The sequence below is a fragment of the Streptomyces sp. HPF1205 genome (genome assembly GCF_020400825.1).
Classification (GTDB): domain Bacteria; phylum Actinomycetota; class Actinomycetes; order Streptomycetales; family Streptomycetaceae; genus Actinacidiphila.
In genome coordinates this window covers 19,186-36,566 of record NZ_JAINVH010000051.1, presented here as the reverse complement: position 1 = coordinate 36,566, position 17,381 = coordinate 19,186, and the positions used below count along the sequence as shown (strand labels likewise).

The following is a 17,381-nucleotide window of genomic DNA, read 5'->3' as shown; positions in this document are numbered from 1 at the left end:
GGTCGACCGGATGCGCGCCGAGGCGGAGCAGTACGCGGAGGAGGACCACCGCCGCCGCGAGGCCGCCGAGACCCGCAACCAGGGCGAGCAGCTCGTCTACCAGACCGAGAAGTTCATCGCCGACAACAAGGACAAGCTCCCCGAGGACGTCAAGTCCGAGGTCGAGGCCGCCGTCGCGGACCTCAAGGAGAAGCTGAAGAACGAGTCCACGGACGGCGACGCCACCGCCGCGATCCGCGAGGCCACCGAGAAGGTCGCCGCCACCAGCCAGAAGCTGGGCCAGGCGCTGTACGCCAACGCCCAGTCCGAGGGTGCCGCCGCCGGTGCCTCGGCCGGGGCCGGCGCGGCCGCCGGTGACAGCGCCGACGACGACGTGGTGGACGCCGAGATCGTGGACGACGAGAAGAAGGACGGTGCCGCGTGACGGAGGAGCCGAAGGGCTTCGAGGAGCCCGACGTCCCTTCCGAGGCCACCGACAAGCCGGAGTCCGGTAAGGACGCCAAGGACGCCAAGGCCGCCGGAACCGGCGGAGCCGCCCGTCCCGCCGAGGAGGCGGGCCCGGCGGCCCCCGGCGGGGACACGAACGAGCTGACCGCCCTGCGGGCGCAGCTGGACCAGGTGCGCAGCGCGCTCAGCGAGCGCACCGGCGACCTGCAGCGCCTCCAGGCGGAGTACCAGAACTACCGCCGCCGGGTGGAGCGGGACCGGATCGCCGTCAAGGAGATCGCGGTCGCCAACCTGCTCACCGAGCTGCTCCCGGTGCTCGACGACATCGGCCGGGCGCGGGACCACGGCGAGCTGGTCGGCGGGTTCAAGTCGGTCGCCGAGTCGCTGGAGACGGTGGCGGCCAAGCTGGGCCTGCAGCAGTTCGGCAAGGAGGGCGAGCCCTTCGACCCGCTGGTGCACGAGGCCCTGATGCACAGTTACTCGCCGGATGTCACGCAGACCACATGCGTGCAGATCCTCCAGCCCGGGTACCGCATCGGGGAGCGCAACCTGCGGCCCGCCAGGGTCGCGGTCGCCGAGCCGCAGCCGGGCAGCCAGCCCGGCCAGGGCGGTCAGGGCAGCGGCAAGGGCGCCCAGGGTGCTCAGGGCGGCGGCGCCGACGAGGCGGCGGCTCCCGGCACCGAGGAGCCCGCCGGCAGCAAGGCGGACGACGGGGAGAACGGTGGCCCGGACAAGGGCTGACGAACAGGTGGCCGGGTGTGCGCGCACACCCGGCCCCGCATCGCGTATATGTGACGGAGAGGAGGGACGTCGGGGATGAGCATCAGCAGGGATCTGTTGGAGAAGGACCTCTACAAGGTCCTCGGCGTCCCGAAGGACGCGACCGAGGCGGAGATCAAGAAGGCGTACCGGAAGCTCGCGCGCGAGTTCCACCCGGACGCCAACAAGGGCGACAGCAAGGCCGAGGAGCGGTTCAAGGAGATCTCCGAGGCCAACGACGTACTGTCCGACGCCAAGCGGCGCAAGGAGTACGACGAGGGCCGCGCCCTGTTCGGCAACGGCGGTTTCCGGCCGGGTCCCGGCCCGGGCGGCACCGGCGGCTTCAACTTCGACCTCGGAGACCTCTTCGGCGGGGCTCCCGGCGGCCCGGGGACGGGTACGGGGACGGGCGCGGGCGGCGGCTTCGGCGGCGGTCTGGGCGACGTGTTCGGCGGCCTGTTCAACCGCGGCGGCGCCACCAGGGTGCAGCCGCGCCGCGGCCAGGACATCGAGTCCGAGGTGACGCTGAGCTTCACCGAGGCGGTGGACGGCGCCACGGTCCCGCTGCGGATGTCGTCCCAGGCGCCCTGCAAGGCGTGCTCCGGCACCGGCGACAAGAACGGCACCCCGCGGGTCTGCCCGACCTGTGTCGGCACCGGCCAGGTCGCCCGCGGCTCGGGCGGCGGCTTCTCGCTGACCGACCCGTGCCCGGACTGCAAGGGCCGCGGCCTGATCGCCGAGAACCCGTGCGAGGTCTGCCACGGCAGCGGGCGCGCCAAGAGCTCGCGCACCATGCAGGTCCGCATTCCCGCCGGCGTCACCGACGGGCAGCGGATCCGGCTGCGCGGCAAGGGCGCCCCCGGCGAGCGCGGCGGCCCGGCCGGCGACCTGTACGTGGTGGTGCACGTGGGGCGGCACCCCGTCTTCGGCCGCAAGGACGCCAATCTCACGGTGACCGTCCCGGTCACCTTCGTGGAGGCCGCCCTGGGCGGCGAGATCAAGGTGCCCACCCTCGGCGGGCCCCCGGTCACCCTGAAGCTGCCCGCGGGCACCCCCAACGGGCGCACGCTGCGCGCCCGCGGCAAGGGAGCGGTGCGCAAGGACGGCTCGCGGGGCGACCTGCTCGTCACCGTGGAGGTGGCGGTGCCGGACAAGACCGAGGGGAAGGCGCTGGACGCGCTGGAGTCGTACCGGGAAGCGACCGCGGACCACGATCCGCGGGCGGAGCTTTTCAAGGCCGCAAAGGGAGCGTGAGCGATGAGTGTCGACGGCGGCGGGATGGGGCCCCGCGGGCCCCGTTCGGGTCGCAACCCCTACCAGTTGACCGAGGAGACGCCGGTCTACGTCATTTCGGTGGCGGCCGAGCTGTCCGGTCTGCACCCGCAGACGCTGCGGCAGTACGACCGCCTCGGGCTGGTCTCCCCCGACCGTACGGCCGGTCGCGGCCGCCGCTACTCGGCCCGCGACATCGAGCAGCTGCGCGAGGTGCAGCGGCTCTCCCAGGACGAGGGCATCAACCTGGCGGGCATCAAGCGGATCATCGAGCTGGAGAACCAGGTGGCCGCCCTCCAGGCCCGCGTCGCGGAGCTCACCGCGGCCGTCGAGGGCGCCGCCGCCGTCATCCAGGCCCGCGAGGCCGCGGTCCACGCCTCCTACCGCCGCGACCTGGTCCCGTACCAGGACGTCCAGCAGACCAGCGCCCTCGTGGTGTGGCGGCCCAAGCGGGACGGCTGACCCGAGGTCAGCCGGCCGCGCCCGGGAGGACCTGGAGGGTGTCGCCGACCGCCCGCTCACCGGCCGCGTCCGAGGGGCGGTTGGTCAGTACGCCGTTCACCGTGAACGTGGACGAGCCGCCGCCGTCCAGGTTCATCGCCTGGACCGCGCCCAGCGACTGCATGAAATGCGCCGCCTCCGAGAGGGTGAATCCCTCGCTGCCGCCGTTGCGGTGGCCGTCGACGGTGACCAGGAGCAGCCGGCCGTAGGCGTCGACGCCGGCCATGGTGCGGGGCTCGCGGACGTTCGACCAGGTGTAGCCGAAGCTCGGGTCGGATACGTCGAGCGTGCCCTCGGCCCTCGCGTCGATGACCACCCGGCGGGCCCTGACCAGGACGGGTGCCGCGCTGACCACACTGTCGTGGGGCCCCAGGGCGAGCTGCTGCCCGCTGCCGTCCCGTACGGTCTCGCCGACCGCCACGGACTGCCCGGGCGTGGCGTGCGCGGTCAGCCAGGTCGCGGCCGTGCCGATGCCCTGCAGCACCGAGCCGCCGGCCGGGACGGTGCCGCCCCTGCCGCCCAGGGACACCACACGGCCCTGTGCGTCGAGCACGGCCTGCGTTCCGGCGCCGGTCGGCAGCGCCGCCTTGAAGGCGGTGGTGAACAGCACCAGGTCGTTCGTCTCGTGGCAGGTGACGTCCTGCCAGGGCAGCGAGGAGGGCACCGCGCCGGGCCGCCCGCAGCTTCGCACCGTCCCCGGCAGCCGGTTGACGCCCTGGACGGCGTACGTGGAGCCGCCGGCCCGCGCGGTGGCCTCGCTGGACAGGTTCGCGACGCTTACGTGGTGCCCGCCGTCCTTGAGGAGGAGCGCGGCGCGCGAACCCGCGGCCATGGACGCGAGTTGCCCGTCGTACACCCCGAGGCCCGCCTGCGTGCCCTGGACGCCGTCGTCGTCGGACAGGACGAAGAAGCCCCCGTTCACCCCGACGAGGGATCCCAGCTTCGCGGCCACGGCGGAGGTGGTCTCGCGCCGGGTCACGTCGCCGTCGTGGGTGCCCTCGACGGTGCCGGTGAAGCGGCTGGGGTCGATCACCGCGACATGGATGCTCTCGATGTCGGCCGGCTGGTCGGCGTCGTAGCCGGTCCACTCCACCGCGGCGTGGAATCCGGCCCCGGTCAGGGCGGTCGCCGTCGATTGGGCGGTGTCCTTCGCCGCATAGGAGCCGATCCGCACCCGCCAGCCCATGGTGCCGCGCGGGGTGTCGGCGTAGTCGGGCCAGGCCACGGCCTCCAGGCGCGGTTCGTAGCCGGCCGCCCGCAGCTTCGCCTGGGTGTCCAGCGCCCACGGGGACGGGCCGATCTCGGCGTCGACGGGCGCGCCCGTCAGCCGCGCGGTGGACGGGCGCCTGACGGTCACCGTCCAGGAGGGCGCGGCGGTGGCGTCCCTGAGGGTGCCGGCGCGTACCTCCACGCCGGGAGCGACGGTCCGTACCGTCCACTGCCCCTGGACGGCGGTGTCCGCCTGGGCGGGTGGCCCGCCGGCCAGGACGAGGGGTACGAAGGCGGCCACGACGGCGGCCGCGCCGAGCAGCGCGCGGCCGCCCCTGAACTTCACGATGACGGTGTCCCTTTCCGGGTCGTGGTCGTCCGGGAGCATTGCAGCGGCTCCGGGAGAACCCGGCGCCGCCCCCTGGGCGACGCCGTGGCGAACACTGGGCGAACCGGCTCCCGCGCCGCCGGTCCGCCGCCGAGCGGGTCAGCCATCCAGGCGGACCGGCAGGGTGGTGACGCTGTTGCCGACGAAGCCGGGCAGCGGGGCGAGCCGGTCGGGGGGCGCGGCCAGGGCGAGGCGCGGATACGCGGCGTACAGGCGGCGCAGCGCGGTGACCGCCTCCAGACGGGCCAGGGGGGCGCCCAGGCAGTAGTGGGCGCCGTGGCCGAAGGCCAGGTGGCGGGTGGCCGGGCGGGTGATGTCGAAGCGGTCGGCGGTGGGGCCGTACTCGCGTGGATCGCGGCCCGCCGCGGCGTACCCGGCCAGCACCGGGGTGCCGCGCGGGATCGTGACCCCGCCGACGGTCACGTCGGCCACCGGGTAGCGGAAGGGGAAGTTGGCCACCGGGCTGTCCCAGCGCAGCGTCTCCTCGACCACCGCGTCCCATCCGGCCTCACCGGCCAGTACGAGGGCGAGCTGGTCGGGGTGGGCGCACAGGGCACGTACCGCGTTGGTGATCAGGTTGAGGGTGGTCTCGTGTCCGGCGACGATCATCAGCAGCAAGGTACCGATGAGCTCCTCGTCGCTGAGCCGTTCCGCGCCGTCGTCCGTGCCGTCGCCGCCGCCTTGGCCGCTGTCCTGGCCGCCGCCCTGGTCGCTGTCCGCGCCGCCGTCTTGGACGCCGCCCTCACCACGGGCGGCGATGAGGGCGCTGGTCAGGTCGTCGCCGGGCGCGGCGCGGCGGTCGGCCACCACCTGGCCGAGGAGTTCGTGCATGCCCGCCTGCGCCGCCATGGCGTCGGCCGCGGAGCTGGAGGTGCTGACCAGGGTGTGGCTGAGCCCGTGCAGCCGGTCGCGGTGGGCGGGGTCGACGCCGAGGAGTTCGCAGATGACGCCCATGGGCAGGGGATAGGCGAAGTGCCGGCGCAGGTCGACCGTGCCGTCCTCGCCTGTACGGTCCGGCAGCGCGGCGAGCAGGTCGTCGGCCAGCCGCTCGATCCACGGTCGCAGGGCCGCCACCCGGCGAGGGGTGAACGCCTTGGCCGCCAGGCCGCGCAGCCGCCGGTGGTCGTCGCCGTCCGCCGTCGTCATCCCGTTGACCAGGGCGAACGCGTTCAGCTGCCATTGCGGCGGAATGCGGCCCTCCTGATAGGCGGCGAAGTGCCGCGCGTTCTTGGCGACCCCGGGGTCGGACAGGAAGTCGCGGAGCTCACGGTGCCGGGAGACGATCATTCCGGGGACGCCGCCGGGGAGCAGGACCGGGCAGGCGGCCGCGGCCTCGCGTAAAGCGGCGGCGTCGGCCTGGACGGCGGCTCCGGTCGGGTCCATGCGGTGCGCCGCGGGCTCGCCCGGCCGCTCCTGGTCCGGCAAACCCCTCACCCCCCGCGATGTTTGAGGCCCGCATTATCGCATCGCCGTACGGAGTTCTCCAATGGTCATACGAAGGGTCATACGAAAGCGGCCCGCGGAGTACGAGAAGCCGCCCCGCTGTCCACAACGGCCCCCACAATGGCCTTGAGTGGAATAGACTCAACTTGCTTCATGTTGAGGTAGGCAGGTTTGAAGGCCCGGCCACGGGCCGGCTCGACCTGGAAGAACGCCGGAAAGACCCGGAAAGACGCAGAGGAGGACCCGACCCCCGTGGACGCCGAGCTGACCAACAAGAGCCGGGAAGCGCTGAACGCCGCCAACACCCGGGCCGTCGCCGAGGGCAACCCGGACCTGACGCCCGCGCATCTGCTGCTCGCCCTGTTGAGCGGCACGGACAACGAGAACATCCTCGACCTGCTGACCTCGGTCGGCGCCGACCCGGCCGCGCTGAGGAGCGGCGCCGAGCGGCTGGTCGCCGCCCTGCCCAAGGTCCAGGGCTCCACGGTGGCGCCCCCGCAGGCCAACCGCGACCTGCTCGCCGTCGTCGCCGACGCCTCGCAGCGGGCGAAGGAGCTGGGGGACGCGTACCTTTCCACCGAACACCTGCTGATCGGGATCGCCGTCAAGGGCGGCCCCGCGGCCGACCTGCTCGCCGGGCAGGGAGCGAAGGCCAAGACGTTGCTGGCGGCCTTCGAGGACGCCAGGGGAGGACAGCGCGTGACCAGCCAGGACCCGGAAGGCACGTACAAGGCGCTGGAGAAGTACGGCACGGACTTCACCGCCGCCGCCCGCGAGGGCAAGCTCGACCCGGTCATCGGCCGGGACCAGGAGATCCGCCGGGTGGTGCAGGTGCTCTCCCGGCGCACCAAGAACAACCCGGTGCTGATCGGCGAGCCCGGCGTCGGCAAGACCGCCGTCGTGGAGGGCCTGGCCCAGCGCATCGTCAAGGGCGACGTGCCCGAGTCGCTGCGCGACAAGCGCCTGGTCGCACTGGACCTGGGCGCCATGGTGGCCGGCGCCAAGTACCGCGGCGAGTTCGAGGAGCGGCTCAAGGCCGTGCTCGCCGAGATCAAGGACAGCGACGGTCAGATCATCACCTTCATCGACGAGCTGCACACCGTCGTCGGCGCGGGCGCCGGCGGCGACTCCGCCATGGACGCGGGGAACATGCTCAAGCCGATGCTGGCCCGCGGCGAGCTGCGGATGGTCGGCGCCACCACGCTGGACGAGTACCGCGAGCGGATCGAGAAGGACCCCGCCCTGGAGCGCCGCTTCCAGCAGGTGCTGGTCGCCGAGCCGACGGTCGAGGACACCGTGGCGATCCTGCGCGGCCTCAAGGGGCGCTACGAGGCGCACCACAAGGTGCAGATCGCCGACTCCGCCCTGGTCGCCGCCGCCACCTTGTCCGACCGGTACATCACCTCCCGCTTCCTGCCCGACAAGGCCATCGACCTGGTGGACGAGGCCGCCTCCCGGCTGCGGATGGAGATCGACTCCTCGCCCGTCGAGATCGACGAGCTGCAGCGCGCGGTGGACCGGCTGCGCATGGAGGAGATGGCGCTGCGCAACGAGACGGACCCCGCCTCCGTGCAGCGCCTGGACAAGCTCCGCAAGGACCTCGCCGACCGCGAGGAGGAGCTGCGCGGCCTGACCGCCCGGTGGGAGAAGGAGAAGCAGGGCCTGAACCGGGTCGGTGAGCTCAAGGAGCGGCTGGACGACATCGGCACCCGCATCGAGCGGGCGCAGCGCGACGGCGACTTCGAGACCGCCTCCAAGCTGCTGTACGGGGAGAAGCCCAAGCTGGAGGCCGAGCTGGAGGAGGCCACCCGCGAGGAGCAGGAGGCCGCCACCGAGACCATGGTCAAGGAGGAGGTCGGGCCCGACGACGTGGCGGACGTGGTCGCCGCCTGGACCGGCATCCCCGCCGGCCGGCTGCTGGAGGGCGAGACGCAGAAGCTGCTGCGGATGGAGGAGGAGCTCGGCAAGCGGCTGATCGGCCAGACCGAGGCGGTGCGCTCGGTGTCCGACGCGGTGCGCCGCTCCCGCTCCGGCGTCGCCGACCCCGACCGTCCCACCGGCTCGTTCCTCTTCCTCGGCCCCACCGGCGTCGGCAAGACCGAGCTGGCCAAGGCGCTCGCCGACTTCCTGTTCGACGACGAGCGGGCGATGGTCCGCATCGACATGAGCGAGTACGGCGAGAAGCACTCCGTGGCCCGCCTGGTCGGCGCGCCCCCCGGCTACGTCGGCTACGAGGAGGGCGGCCAGCTCACCGAGGCGGTGCGCCGCCGGCCGTACACCGTCGTGCTGCTCGACGAGGTGGAGAAGGCGCACCCCGAGGTCTTCGACATCCTGCTCCAGGTGCTCGACGACGGGCGGCTGACCGACGGCCAGGGCCGCACGGTCGACTTCCGCAACACCATCCTCATCCTGACCTCGAACCTGGGCAGCGGGTTCCTGATCGACATCACGCTCAGCGAGGAGCAGAAGCGGGAGAGCGTGCTGGAGACCGTCAGGTCGTCCTTCAAGCCGGAGTTCCTCAACCGGCTGGACGACATCGTGGTCTTCTCCGCTCTCGGCAAGGACGAACTGCGCAGCATCGCCCGGCTGCAGACCGACCGGCTCGCCGCCCGCCTGAAGGACCGCAGGCTGACCCTCGACGTCACCGACGAGGCCCTCGACTGGCTGGCGGTGGAGGGCAACGACCCGGCGTACGGCGCCCGCCCGCTGCGCCGCCTCGTCCAGACGGCCATCGGCGACCGGCTCGCCCGCGAGATCCTGGCCGGCGAGGTCCTCGACGGCCAGACCGTCCGCGTCGACCGCGCCCCCGGCGGCCTGATCGTGGGCCCGGCCACGGCTGCCCCCGACGACGCCGAGGAGGGACTCGACCTCACCAAGTGACGGTCCGGCGGTCCCGGGCCCGCGGCGGCCGGCGCGGGCCCACCGGCGACCCCGGCCGCCGGCGCGGGCCCGCCGCGGCCCCGGCGGCCGGGGGACCAGGCGGCTTCGGCCCGTACCCGCTGGGCGGGTGGTCGGGGTTGCCGGTGCGGGGGCCGGATGGGGGAGGATGGCGGGGAGACATGACGAAGGGACCTTTACGGTGAGCATCGACCCGTCCTCGATTCCGAATTTCGGGGGCCAGCCGGACCCCGAGCCGAGCGGACCCGCCGGCAGCGTGGTCATTCCGGACCAGGACCTGGTCAAACAGCTCCTCGACCAGATGGAGCTGAAGTACCTGGTGGACGACGAGGGCGACCTCGCCGCGCCGTGGGAGGAGTTCCGTACCTACTTCATGTTCCGGGGCGAGGGCGAGCAGGCCGTCTTCGCCGTCCGGACGTTCTACGACCGTGCGTACAGCGTGGACGACAAGCCGCAGCTGCACGAGGTCCTCGACGACTGGAACCGCCGCACCCTGTGGCCCAAGGTCTATACGCACACCCACGACGACGGCTCGGTCCGCCTGATCGGCGAGGCGCAGATCCTGATCGGCCTGGGCGTGGGCCTGGAGCACTTCGTGTCCAGCACGGTGAGCTGGGTGCGCGCCTCCATCGAGTTCGACCGCTGGGTCGTCGAGACCCTGGGCCTGGAGAAGGACGTCGAGTCCCCCAGCGACGACGGCGACGGCGACGGCGAGACCCCGCAGGACTGAGCCGCGCGGAACCGGGCGGGACCGGGCCGGGCGGGACCGAGCGGTACGGGGCCGCGCCCGGCACGGTCCCGTGGGCCCGTGCGCATAGGTACGGCTGCGTAAGGGCGCGTACGGCCGCGTACGCGCACGTACCGCCGCCCGTGGCCGCGTGATCCACCCGGTGGCGGAAAGCCGGCAGCCGGTGCGGGCCGAGTGGCCGGCGCGTGGGCCCCGCGGCAGTCGGCCGGTTATCGGTCAATAGGGTGGGGCGCATGTCGCACACACGGGGAACACCGTCCGGCGCCGTGCCGCCGGGCAAGGGACGTACACGAGGGACCGGCGGGGGCGGTGCCGGGGCCGGTGGGCGGGACGTGCCGCTCGCGCAGTTCTTCGGCGTGCTCAAACCCACCACGCTCACCGCCGGGGAGCTGGTGCTGCGGCCGGTCGAGACGCGGGACGAGGCGGAGATCGGCGAGGCCATGCGGGACCCGGAGGTCCTGCGGTGGGCGGCGGGGCGGACCGTCGCCGCGGCCGCCGAGCGGGAGCGCGCCCGGATATGGCTGAACGCCCGCGTAGGGGCCTGGTCCTCGGGCACCGCTCCCTTCGCGGTGACCGACGGGGAGGGCGGCCCCCTGCTCGGCTACGTCGGGCTGCGGGACATCCACCGCGCCCCCGACCAGGCCGTCGCCGCCTACTGGGTGACCCCGGCAGCCCGCGGGCGAGGCGTCGCGGCCCGTGCCCTGGACGCCGCCGCCACCTGGGCGTTCACCACCCTGCGCATCCACCGGATCGGCCTCGACCACGCCGTGGAGAACCCGGCTTCCTGCCGCACCGCCGAAAAGGCCGGGTTCCGCCCGGAGGGCACGATGCGCGAGTCCTTCCTGGCCCCCGACGGCAGACGCCACGACTCGCACCTCCACGCCCGCCTGGCCTCGGACCCGGCGCCCTTTTGATTTCAGGCTCGGTTCGCCTCCGGGGGCTTCGATCCGGTGTCGACGGTCGGCATGCTCGGTCGCTCCTTCGTCGCTCCCTGTGCGTGCCTCCCTTTCGACACCGGCGCCCCCTTCGGCTCACTCGCCCTGTGGGGCTCGGTTCGCCTCCGGGGGCTTGGGTCCGGTGTCGACGGTCGGCATGCTCGGTCGCTCCTTCGTCGCTTCCTGTGCGTGCCTCTCTTTCGACACCGGCGCCCCCTTTGGCTCACTCGCCCTGTGAGGCTCGGTTCGCCTCCGGGGGCTTGGGTCCGGTGTCGACGGTCGGCATGCTCGGTCGCTCCTTCGTCGCTCCCTGTGCGTGCCTCCCTTTCGACACCGGCGCCCCCTTCGGCTCACTCGCCCTGTGAGGCTCGGTTCGCCTCCGGGCGAGTGAGCCCCCCTTCGGCTCACTCGCCCCCTCCCCGGCGCCGGCGTACACGCGGGTACGCCGGCGCCGGGGGGCGGATTACGGGTGGATCAGAAGAGGCTGCTGTAGGCGTTCCAGCCGGCGGTGCCGATCTCCACGCGGCTCTTGAAGGTGGTGCTGCCGGTGTGGCCGGTGGCGCTGTAGCGGTAGAGCTGGCCGCCGGAGGTGACGGCGACGATGTCGGCGCGGCCGTCACCGTCGAGGTCGCCGGGGGCGGCGAGCTTGGTGTAGGTGTTCCAGCCGCCGCCGATGTCGACGCGCGACGCGAACGGTGCCTTGCTGTTGCCGGTGCCCAGGTAGAGGTAGAGGTGGCCGGTGCTCGCGCGGGCGACGATGTCGGCGCGGCCGTCACCGTTGATGTCGCCGGCGCCGGTGATCTGGTTGTAGGCGCCCCAGCCGGGGCCGACCTCGACCCGGCCGTAGAACTGGTCGTTGCCCTTGCCGGTCAGCAGCCACAGCACGCCGCTCCCGTCCCGGGCGAGCAGGTCGGAGTGGCCGTCGGCGTTCAGGTCGCCGGGGCCGAAGACCAGGTTGTAGCCGCCCCAGCCGCCGCTGATCGCGGCGCCGTCGCCGTAGTCCTTGTAGAGCGTGCCGTTGTAGATCTCCAGCAGCGGCTGCTCGCCGGCGTCGGTGAGCGACACCGAGGTCAGCAGCCGCGCGCCCTTCCAGTTGCCGTCGATGAGGTAGCGGGAGCTGACGTTGCCGCTGTTGTAGCCGGAGTAGTAGTAGAGGCTGCCGCCGGAGGTCTGGGCGAACAGGTCGTCCTTGCCCCACAGCGCGGTGTGGCCCTGGCCGGAGATGATGGCGGAGTACCAGCCGCTGCCCATGAGCACGCGCTTGGTGAGCGTGCCGTTGCCGCTGCCGTCGCCCGAGTATCCGTACAGGGTGCCGCCGACCGTCCGGCCCAGGATCTGGCCGGCGTCCGACTTGTCGTCGCCCCATCCGATGATCTGGTTGTAGACGCTCCAGCCGGTGCCGATCTGGACGCGGGGTGCGACCGGGTTCGCGGCTGTGCCGTCCAGCTTGTACATCCACAGGGTGCCGGACAGGTCGCGGGCCACCAGCGTCTCGTGGCCGGTGCCGGTGAGGTCGCCGGCGCCGATGAGCTGGTCGTAGCTGCCGAAGCCGGACCCGACCTGCACCCGGGCCGCGAACGGCGCGGTGTCGGACCCGGTCCCCTTGTACAGGTACAGGTCACCGGACGGGGTACGGGCCAGCAGGTCGCCGAAGCCGTCGCCGTTGATGTCGCCGACGCCCACGATCTGGTTGTAGACCTGCCAGCCGGTGCCGGTCCACAGCGGGGTCCCCTGCACCAGGCCGTCGGTGGTGAACATGCTCAGCCGGCCGGACGCGGTGAGCCCGAGCACCTCGGTGCCCGTGTAGGTGTTGGTGAGGTTGCCGGTCGTGATGATGTCGCGGTACAGGGTGCCGGCCTTGCCGAGCTGCGTGTAGCCCTTCTGGCCGCTGTCGATCTTGGCGCTGCTCAGGACGGCGATGGTGGCGTCCTGCTCCTGGACGAGCAGGTCGCTGTACCCGTCGTTGTCGTAGTCGTACAGCGGTGCCGTCAGGGCCGCGCTGTTCGTCGAGTACGCCGACCGCGTGCGCTTGGGCAGGACGAAGGTCGGCTGCTGCGTGACGCGCGGCGCGATGCTGGTCGCGACGTGCGGCCGGGCGGCCGTGTCCGCGTGCGCCGCGCCGGCCGGGCCGAGCGCGACGACGCCCGCGGCCAGCACACCGGTCGTGCAGGCCGCGAGCAGGCGGCTGCGGCGGCGCGCACCGGTGCGCGCCGAGGATGAAGTGGAGAACACAATCCCCCCCAAGGGATTGAGGATGCGCGAGGAGCGCATGAGGCAGGGTTCGCTCCGCGGAGCGGTCGCTCGAGCGCGGAGGCCAAGCGAGTCTAGCCCAACCCCGTAATCGTGTTCGGAGGTTGTTCGGCCCGGGAGGGGACACGGAACCAGGGCGGCTTGCATGATCATGCGGAGTAATGCATACTCTTCCTATGTCCAAGGTCCTCACCTCCCTTCCCGCCGGCGAGCGCGTCGGCATCGCCTTCTCCGGCGGGCTCGACACCTCCGTCGCGGTCGCGTGGATGCGCGACAAGGGCGCCGTCCCGTGCACCTACACCGCCGATATCGGCCAGTACGACGAGCCGGACATCGCCTCGGTGCCCGGCCGCGCGAAGACCTACGGTGCCGAGGTGGCGCGCCTGGTGGACTGCCGCGCGGCGCTGGTCGAAGAGGGGCTGGCCGCGCTCACCTGCGGGGCGTTCCACATCCGCTCGGGCGGGCGGGCGTACTTCAACACCACGCCGCTCGGCCGCGCCGTGACGGGCACGCTCCTGGTCCGGGCGATGCTGGAGGACGACGTCCAGATCTGGGGCGACGGCTCGACCTTCAAGGGCAACGACATCGAGCGGTTCTACCGCTACGGCCTGCTCGCCAACCCGCACCTGCGGATCTACAAGCCCTGGCTGGACGCGGACTTCGTGACCGAACTCGGCGGCCGCAAGGAGATGTCGGAGTGGCTGCTGGCCCACGGGCTGCCGTACCGCGCCAGCACGGAGAAGGCGTACTCCACGGACGCCAACATCTGGGGCGCCACCCATGAGGCCAAGACCCTGGAGCACCTGGACAACGGCATCGAGACCGTCGAGCCGATCATGGGCGTGCGGTTCTGGGACCCCTCGGTCGAGATCGAGGCCGAGGACGTGACGATCGGCTTCGACCAGGGCCGCCCGGTCACGGTCAACGGCAAGGAGTTCGCTTCGGCCGTCGACCTGGTGATGGAGGCGAACGCCATCGGCGGCCGCCACGGCCTGGGCATGTCGGACCAGATCGAGAACCGGATCATCGAGGCCAAGAGCCGCGGCATCTACGAGGCACCGGGCATGGCCCTGCTGCACGCGGCGTACGAGCGCCTGGTCAACGCGATCCACAACGAGGACACCCTCGCGCAGTACCACAACGAGGGGCGGCGCCTCGGCCGGCTGATGTACGAGGGCCGATGGCTTGACCCGCAGGCGCTCATGATCCGCGAGTCGCTGCAGCGCTGGGTCGGCGCGGCGGTCACCGGCGAGGTGACGCTGCGGCTGCGGCGCGGCGAGGACTACTCGATCCTCGACACCACGGGCCCGGCGTTCAGCTACCACCCGGACAAGCTGTCCATGGAGCGCACCGAGGACGCGGCGTTCGGCCCGGTGGACCGGATCGGCCAGCTCACCATGCGCAACCTCGACATCGCCGACTCCCGCGCCAAGCTGGAGCGGTACGCCGAACTCGGCCTGATCGGCCCGGCCGGCCCGGCCATCGGCGCCGCCCAGGCGGCCGCCACCGGGCTGATCGGCACGATGCCGCAGATGCCGGAAGGCGGCGCCGAGGCCATCGCCGCCCGCGGCGAGGTCGCCGCCTCCGACGACGCCGAACTGCTCGACCTCGCCGCGATGGAGGCGGGCACGGACTGACCCGGCCCCCGGGCCGACCACGAGCCGAACCCGGGCGGCCGGCCGGCTTCACCAGCCGGGCGGCCGCCTCAGCCAGGGGCCGCCTCAGCCGAGGGGTTGCCGCAGCCCGGCGGTTTGCCGCGGCGGTGGGCGGTCGCAGCCCCCAAGGGGGTTGCCTCAGCCGGCGGGTGGCCTCACGCCTCGTCGCGCGGTCGCGTCCGCGGCGGCGTACTCGGTCGCGTCCGCGGCGGCGTACTCGGAGGCGTCCGCGGCGGCGCGAGGTGCTTGCCCACCCACTCGATGATCCGCGGTTCGCCGAGCGAGGCGACCCACAGGTCGACCATCGCCCCGGTCTCCTCGCCGGGCCAGGGGCCCACCCCCAGGACACGCAAGCCGGCTCGGACGGCGGCCTCGACGCCGCAGCGGGAGTCCTCCACGGCCAGGGTCTCGGCGGGCGCGGCTCCGAGCCGGCGGGCAGCCACGAGGTAGACGTCGGGGTGGGGCTTGGGCCGGATGTCCTCGTCCGGTACGACGATGTGCTGGAAGTACCGGCGCAGGTCCGCCGAGCCCAGGCACTCCTCGACCACCTCCAGCGGGCAGTTGCTCGCAACGGCCAGAGGGGCGAACTTGGCGACGGCCCCCACGAGTTCCGCGGCGCCCGGCATCGTACGGGGTGCTTCGAGGGCAAGGGCGCGGAAGTGCCTGAGCAGCCGTGCCGCCAATTGGTCGCCGAGTGACGGACGGCCGGCCTCCTGGGCGATGAGGTGCCCGCACTCGGTGTAGTGCACGCCTTTGCTCCGCGCCTCGAAGCCGGGGCCGGCCCGGACCCCGAACTCCTTCATGGTGCGGTCCCGGGCGGTCTGCCAATGACGCTCGGTGTCGATCAGGGTGCCGTCGCAGTCGAACACGACGGCTGCGGGGGTCCAGGTGAGAATGCTGTCAGAGACCATCGCGGTGTTCCCTTCGCCCCTCTCGCGGGGCCGCGCGCTGGATGTGGCCCGACTCAGGGCATGACCCGGCGGACACCTCGGTGTCAGGAGGTCGCGGGGCTCCGGTGGGCGCTACGCAAGTAGGTTGCTTTCGGGCAACAACCGATAAACGTGACGATTAACACGTTATGGGTGGCTACGCCATGAAGTCAATAGACCTCATAGAGTGACGGTGTTCGAGCGGCGGAAGGCCCGGTCCGGGCGCGGGCCCGGGGAAGGCGGGCGCGCGGCCGCCCCCCGGGCTCCGGCGCGCCTCGCCGGGCCGGTGACCGCTTACGCGGACTGCTGGAGAACGGACAGCACGTTCCCGGCAGGATCGGTGAACCATGCGATGAGCGGTCCGCCGCCGTGGAAGATCCCCCTCTCGTCCGTGTCGAGGCTGTCGTAGCGCTGGAAGACCACGCCCCTTCGGCTCAGCTCGTCGACCGCGGTCGTGATGTCCTCGACGGGGAAGTTGAGGATCGTGTACGTCGCCGGGGTGTGGTCCGGCTTGGGGTAGACCAGGACGTCCCTGTCGCCCGCGATGTGCAGCGTCAACAGGCCGTTCCGCTCGGACACCCTGAGCCCGAGCGTGCCCTCGTAGAACTTCCTGGCCGCCTCGATGTCGTCCACCGCGAAACCGCTGAACGCCTTCGTCGAACCGAACATGATCGCCTCCTGTGATGGTCGTGCACCCATGGAGACCGCGATCCGGCCGCGAACTCATCGGCGCCCCGAGGACCCGGAAAGGCCGCGCGCCCGCCGGGGCGGCGGTGCTTTGACGGGCGTTGGATACCGGTTCCATGCGGTGGCGCCAGCATGGGGCAGGTGCCGGTACCGCAGGGGGAGCCGGCGCGTCGGGGGAGGTGTGATGTACGCATCGGTGGACGAGATGCTGGGCTCGCGGGACGGCCGGTTCTTCGGCGAGGGCTTCAAGCGGGTCGGCCACCGGCTCACGGACGTGGAGGCCGTGATCCCGGAGCCGGCCGGTGCCGGTGCCGGTGCCGGTGCCGGACGGCAGCCCGCGGACCTGGGGTCCGTTCGGGCGACGGCGGCGGTGAGCTATCCGCCGGGCTGGTCGCGCAAGGCGGCGGGCGTCTCCCCGCGGCCGCACGTCAGCAGCATCGACGCGGCCCTGTTCGGCGTGCAGCTCAGCGAGTTGCTGGTGCTGCGCCGGTTCGGCCTGGACGCGGCCGGGCACGCCCGGATGTGGCCGCGTGCGCTGACCGTGCGGGCGGGGGCCGCCCCGCAGGAGGTACTCGACGGTTTCCCGGTCGGGGCCCGGCTGACGCAGGTGCGCCCGGTCCCGGGCCGGCCGCTGACGGCTGTCTCCCGGGTGGACTGCGCGATCGGCAACGCGAAAGTGCGCTGCGAGGTGGAGCACGACGCACCCGGGACGTCCGGGACGTCCGGGACCGGGTCACCGGGGCGCACGTGGTACGCCGAGGCCGATCAGGTGCTCGGCCCGGCCTCCGAGCGGTACTACGGCATGGGCTACCAGGACCGCAGCCACTACCTGGAGCAGGTCGCGCTCGACGGATCCGGCCGGAAGGCGTCCGCGGTGCTCACCGTGCGCCCGGGAACGGACGAGAACCGGTGGACCGCCGGAATCGGCGGGCACTACCAGCCCGCGCTCTCCGTACTCGACATCATGATCGCCTTCGCCCAGCTCAACCAGGTCCTCATGTACCACCAGGACGGTGTGCGGCGCGGGCAGACGCACACGTTGTGGCTGCGCAAGCTCGTGCTCACCGCCGACCGCCCCGACCGGCCGATCTCCGCGCCCATGGCGCTCTCGGCCGAGACCGCCGGCAGCGAACTGGTCGACCACGCCGCCGGCCGCTGGCGCACCTTCACCATGACCGGCTCGATGCCCGGGTTCACCGGCCACTCGATGGTGGCCCACCGGCTGCCGACCCCGTAGATCCCGTTTCTCCCACCGCCACA

General features: G+C 72.6%; 14 protein-coding genes. 9 read left to right on the top strand and 5 right to left on the bottom strand.

Annotated elements, in window-relative coordinates; genetic code table 11:
• The 4 genes from K7G61_RS33880 to K7G61_RS33865 form a co-directional block, all read left to right on the top strand.
• On the top strand, nucleotides 1-424 hold a 424-nt coding region (locus K7G61_RS33880), incomplete at its 5' end, for an Hsp70 family protein (RefSeq protein ID WP_225850988.1).
• Nucleotides 421-1,188, top strand: a complete 768-nt coding sequence (gene grpE, locus K7G61_RS33875) for a nucleotide exchange factor GrpE (RefSeq protein WP_225850987.1) — start codon at nucleotides 421-423, stop codon at nucleotides 1,186-1,188. The genes K7G61_RS33880 and grpE, both read left to right, overlap by 4 nt.
• A gap of 75 nt (nucleotides 1,189-1,263) precedes the next feature.
• Entirely contained in the window at nucleotides 1,264-2,460 is a 1,197-nt protein-coding gene (dnaJ, locus tag K7G61_RS33870; RefSeq protein ID WP_225850986.1) for a molecular chaperone DnaJ, read from the top strand.
• A 3-nt stretch (nucleotides 2,461-2,463) separates the two neighbouring features.
• Entirely contained in the window at nucleotides 2,464-2,940 is a 477-nt protein-coding gene (locus K7G61_RS33865) for a heat shock protein transcriptional repressor HspR (RefSeq protein WP_308190789.1), read from the top strand.
• A 7-nt stretch (nucleotides 2,941-2,947) separates the two neighbouring features.
• Here the strand turns inward: K7G61_RS33865 and K7G61_RS33860 are convergent, their stop codons facing one another.
• Nucleotides 2,948-4,576 carry a phosphodiester glycosidase family protein gene (locus tag K7G61_RS33860; protein ID WP_225850985.1) on the bottom strand — a complete coding sequence of 543 codons (1,629 nt, stop codon included), beginning with the start codon at nucleotides 4,574-4,576 and terminating at the stop codon, nucleotides 2,948-2,950.
• 99 nt (nucleotides 4,577-4,675) lie between these two features.
• Nucleotides 4,676-5,959, bottom strand: a complete 1,284-nt coding sequence (locus K7G61_RS33855; protein ID WP_374204329.1) for a cytochrome P450 — start codon at nucleotides 5,957-5,959, stop codon at nucleotides 4,676-4,678.
• A 312-nt stretch (nucleotides 5,960-6,271) separates the two neighbouring features.
• Here K7G61_RS33855 and clpB point away from each other — a divergent pair, with 312 nt between their 5' ends.
• The 3 genes from clpB (at nucleotide 6,272) to K7G61_RS33840 (ending at nucleotide 10,579) form a co-directional block, all read left to right on the top strand.
• The gene (clpB, locus tag K7G61_RS33850) at nucleotides 6,272-8,899 is read left to right on the top strand and encodes an ATP-dependent chaperone ClpB (protein ID WP_225850983.1); all 2,628 of its coding nucleotides are present in this window, start codon (nucleotides 6,272-6,274) and stop codon (nucleotides 8,897-8,899) included.
• A gap of 199 nt (nucleotides 8,900-9,098) precedes the next feature.
• A complete protein-coding gene (locus tag K7G61_RS33845) occupies nucleotides 9,099-9,647 on the top strand; it encodes a YbjN domain-containing protein (RefSeq protein ID WP_225850982.1) in 549 nt (182 codons plus the stop codon).
• Nucleotides 9,648-9,997: 350 nt separating this feature from the next.
• A complete protein-coding gene (locus K7G61_RS33840; protein ID WP_225850981.1) occupies nucleotides 9,998-10,579 on the top strand; it encodes a GNAT family N-acetyltransferase in 582 nt (193 codons plus the stop codon).
• Nucleotides 10,580-11,074: 495 nt separating this feature from the next.
• On the opposite strand, the gene K7G61_RS33835 is transcribed toward K7G61_RS33840, so the two are convergent.
• On the bottom strand, nucleotides 11,075-12,832 hold the full coding sequence (locus K7G61_RS33835; protein ID WP_225850980.1) for an FG-GAP-like repeat-containing protein: 1,758 nt from the start codon (nucleotides 12,830-12,832) through the stop codon (nucleotides 11,075-11,077).
• A gap of 194 nt (nucleotides 12,833-13,026) precedes the next feature.
• Between K7G61_RS33835 and argG the strand changes: the two genes are divergently transcribed.
• Complete coding sequence (gene argG / locus K7G61_RS33830; RefSeq protein ID WP_225850979.1) at nucleotides 13,027-14,487, top strand: argininosuccinate synthase; 1,461 nt, start codon at nucleotides 13,027-13,029, stop codon at nucleotides 14,485-14,487.
• A 173-nt stretch (nucleotides 14,488-14,660) separates the two neighbouring features.
• On the opposite strand, the gene K7G61_RS33825 is transcribed toward argG, so the two are convergent.
• On the bottom strand, nucleotides 14,661-15,416 hold the full coding sequence (locus tag K7G61_RS33825; RefSeq protein ID WP_225850978.1) for an HAD family phosphatase: 756 nt from the start codon (nucleotides 15,414-15,416) through the stop codon (nucleotides 14,661-14,663).
• 312 nt (nucleotides 15,417-15,728) lie between these two features.
• A complete protein-coding gene (locus tag K7G61_RS33820; protein ID WP_225850977.1) occupies nucleotides 15,729-16,103 on the bottom strand; it encodes a VOC family protein in 375 nt (124 codons plus the stop codon).
• A 202-nt stretch (nucleotides 16,104-16,305) separates the two neighbouring features.
• Here K7G61_RS33820 and K7G61_RS33815 point away from each other — a divergent pair, with 202 nt between their 5' ends.
• The gene (locus K7G61_RS33815) at nucleotides 16,306-17,358 is read left to right on the top strand and encodes an AvrD family protein (RefSeq protein WP_225850976.1); all 1,053 of its coding nucleotides are present in this window, start codon (nucleotides 16,306-16,308) and stop codon (nucleotides 17,356-17,358) included.
• The last annotated feature ends 23 nt before the right edge of the window (nucleotides 17,359-17,381 follow it).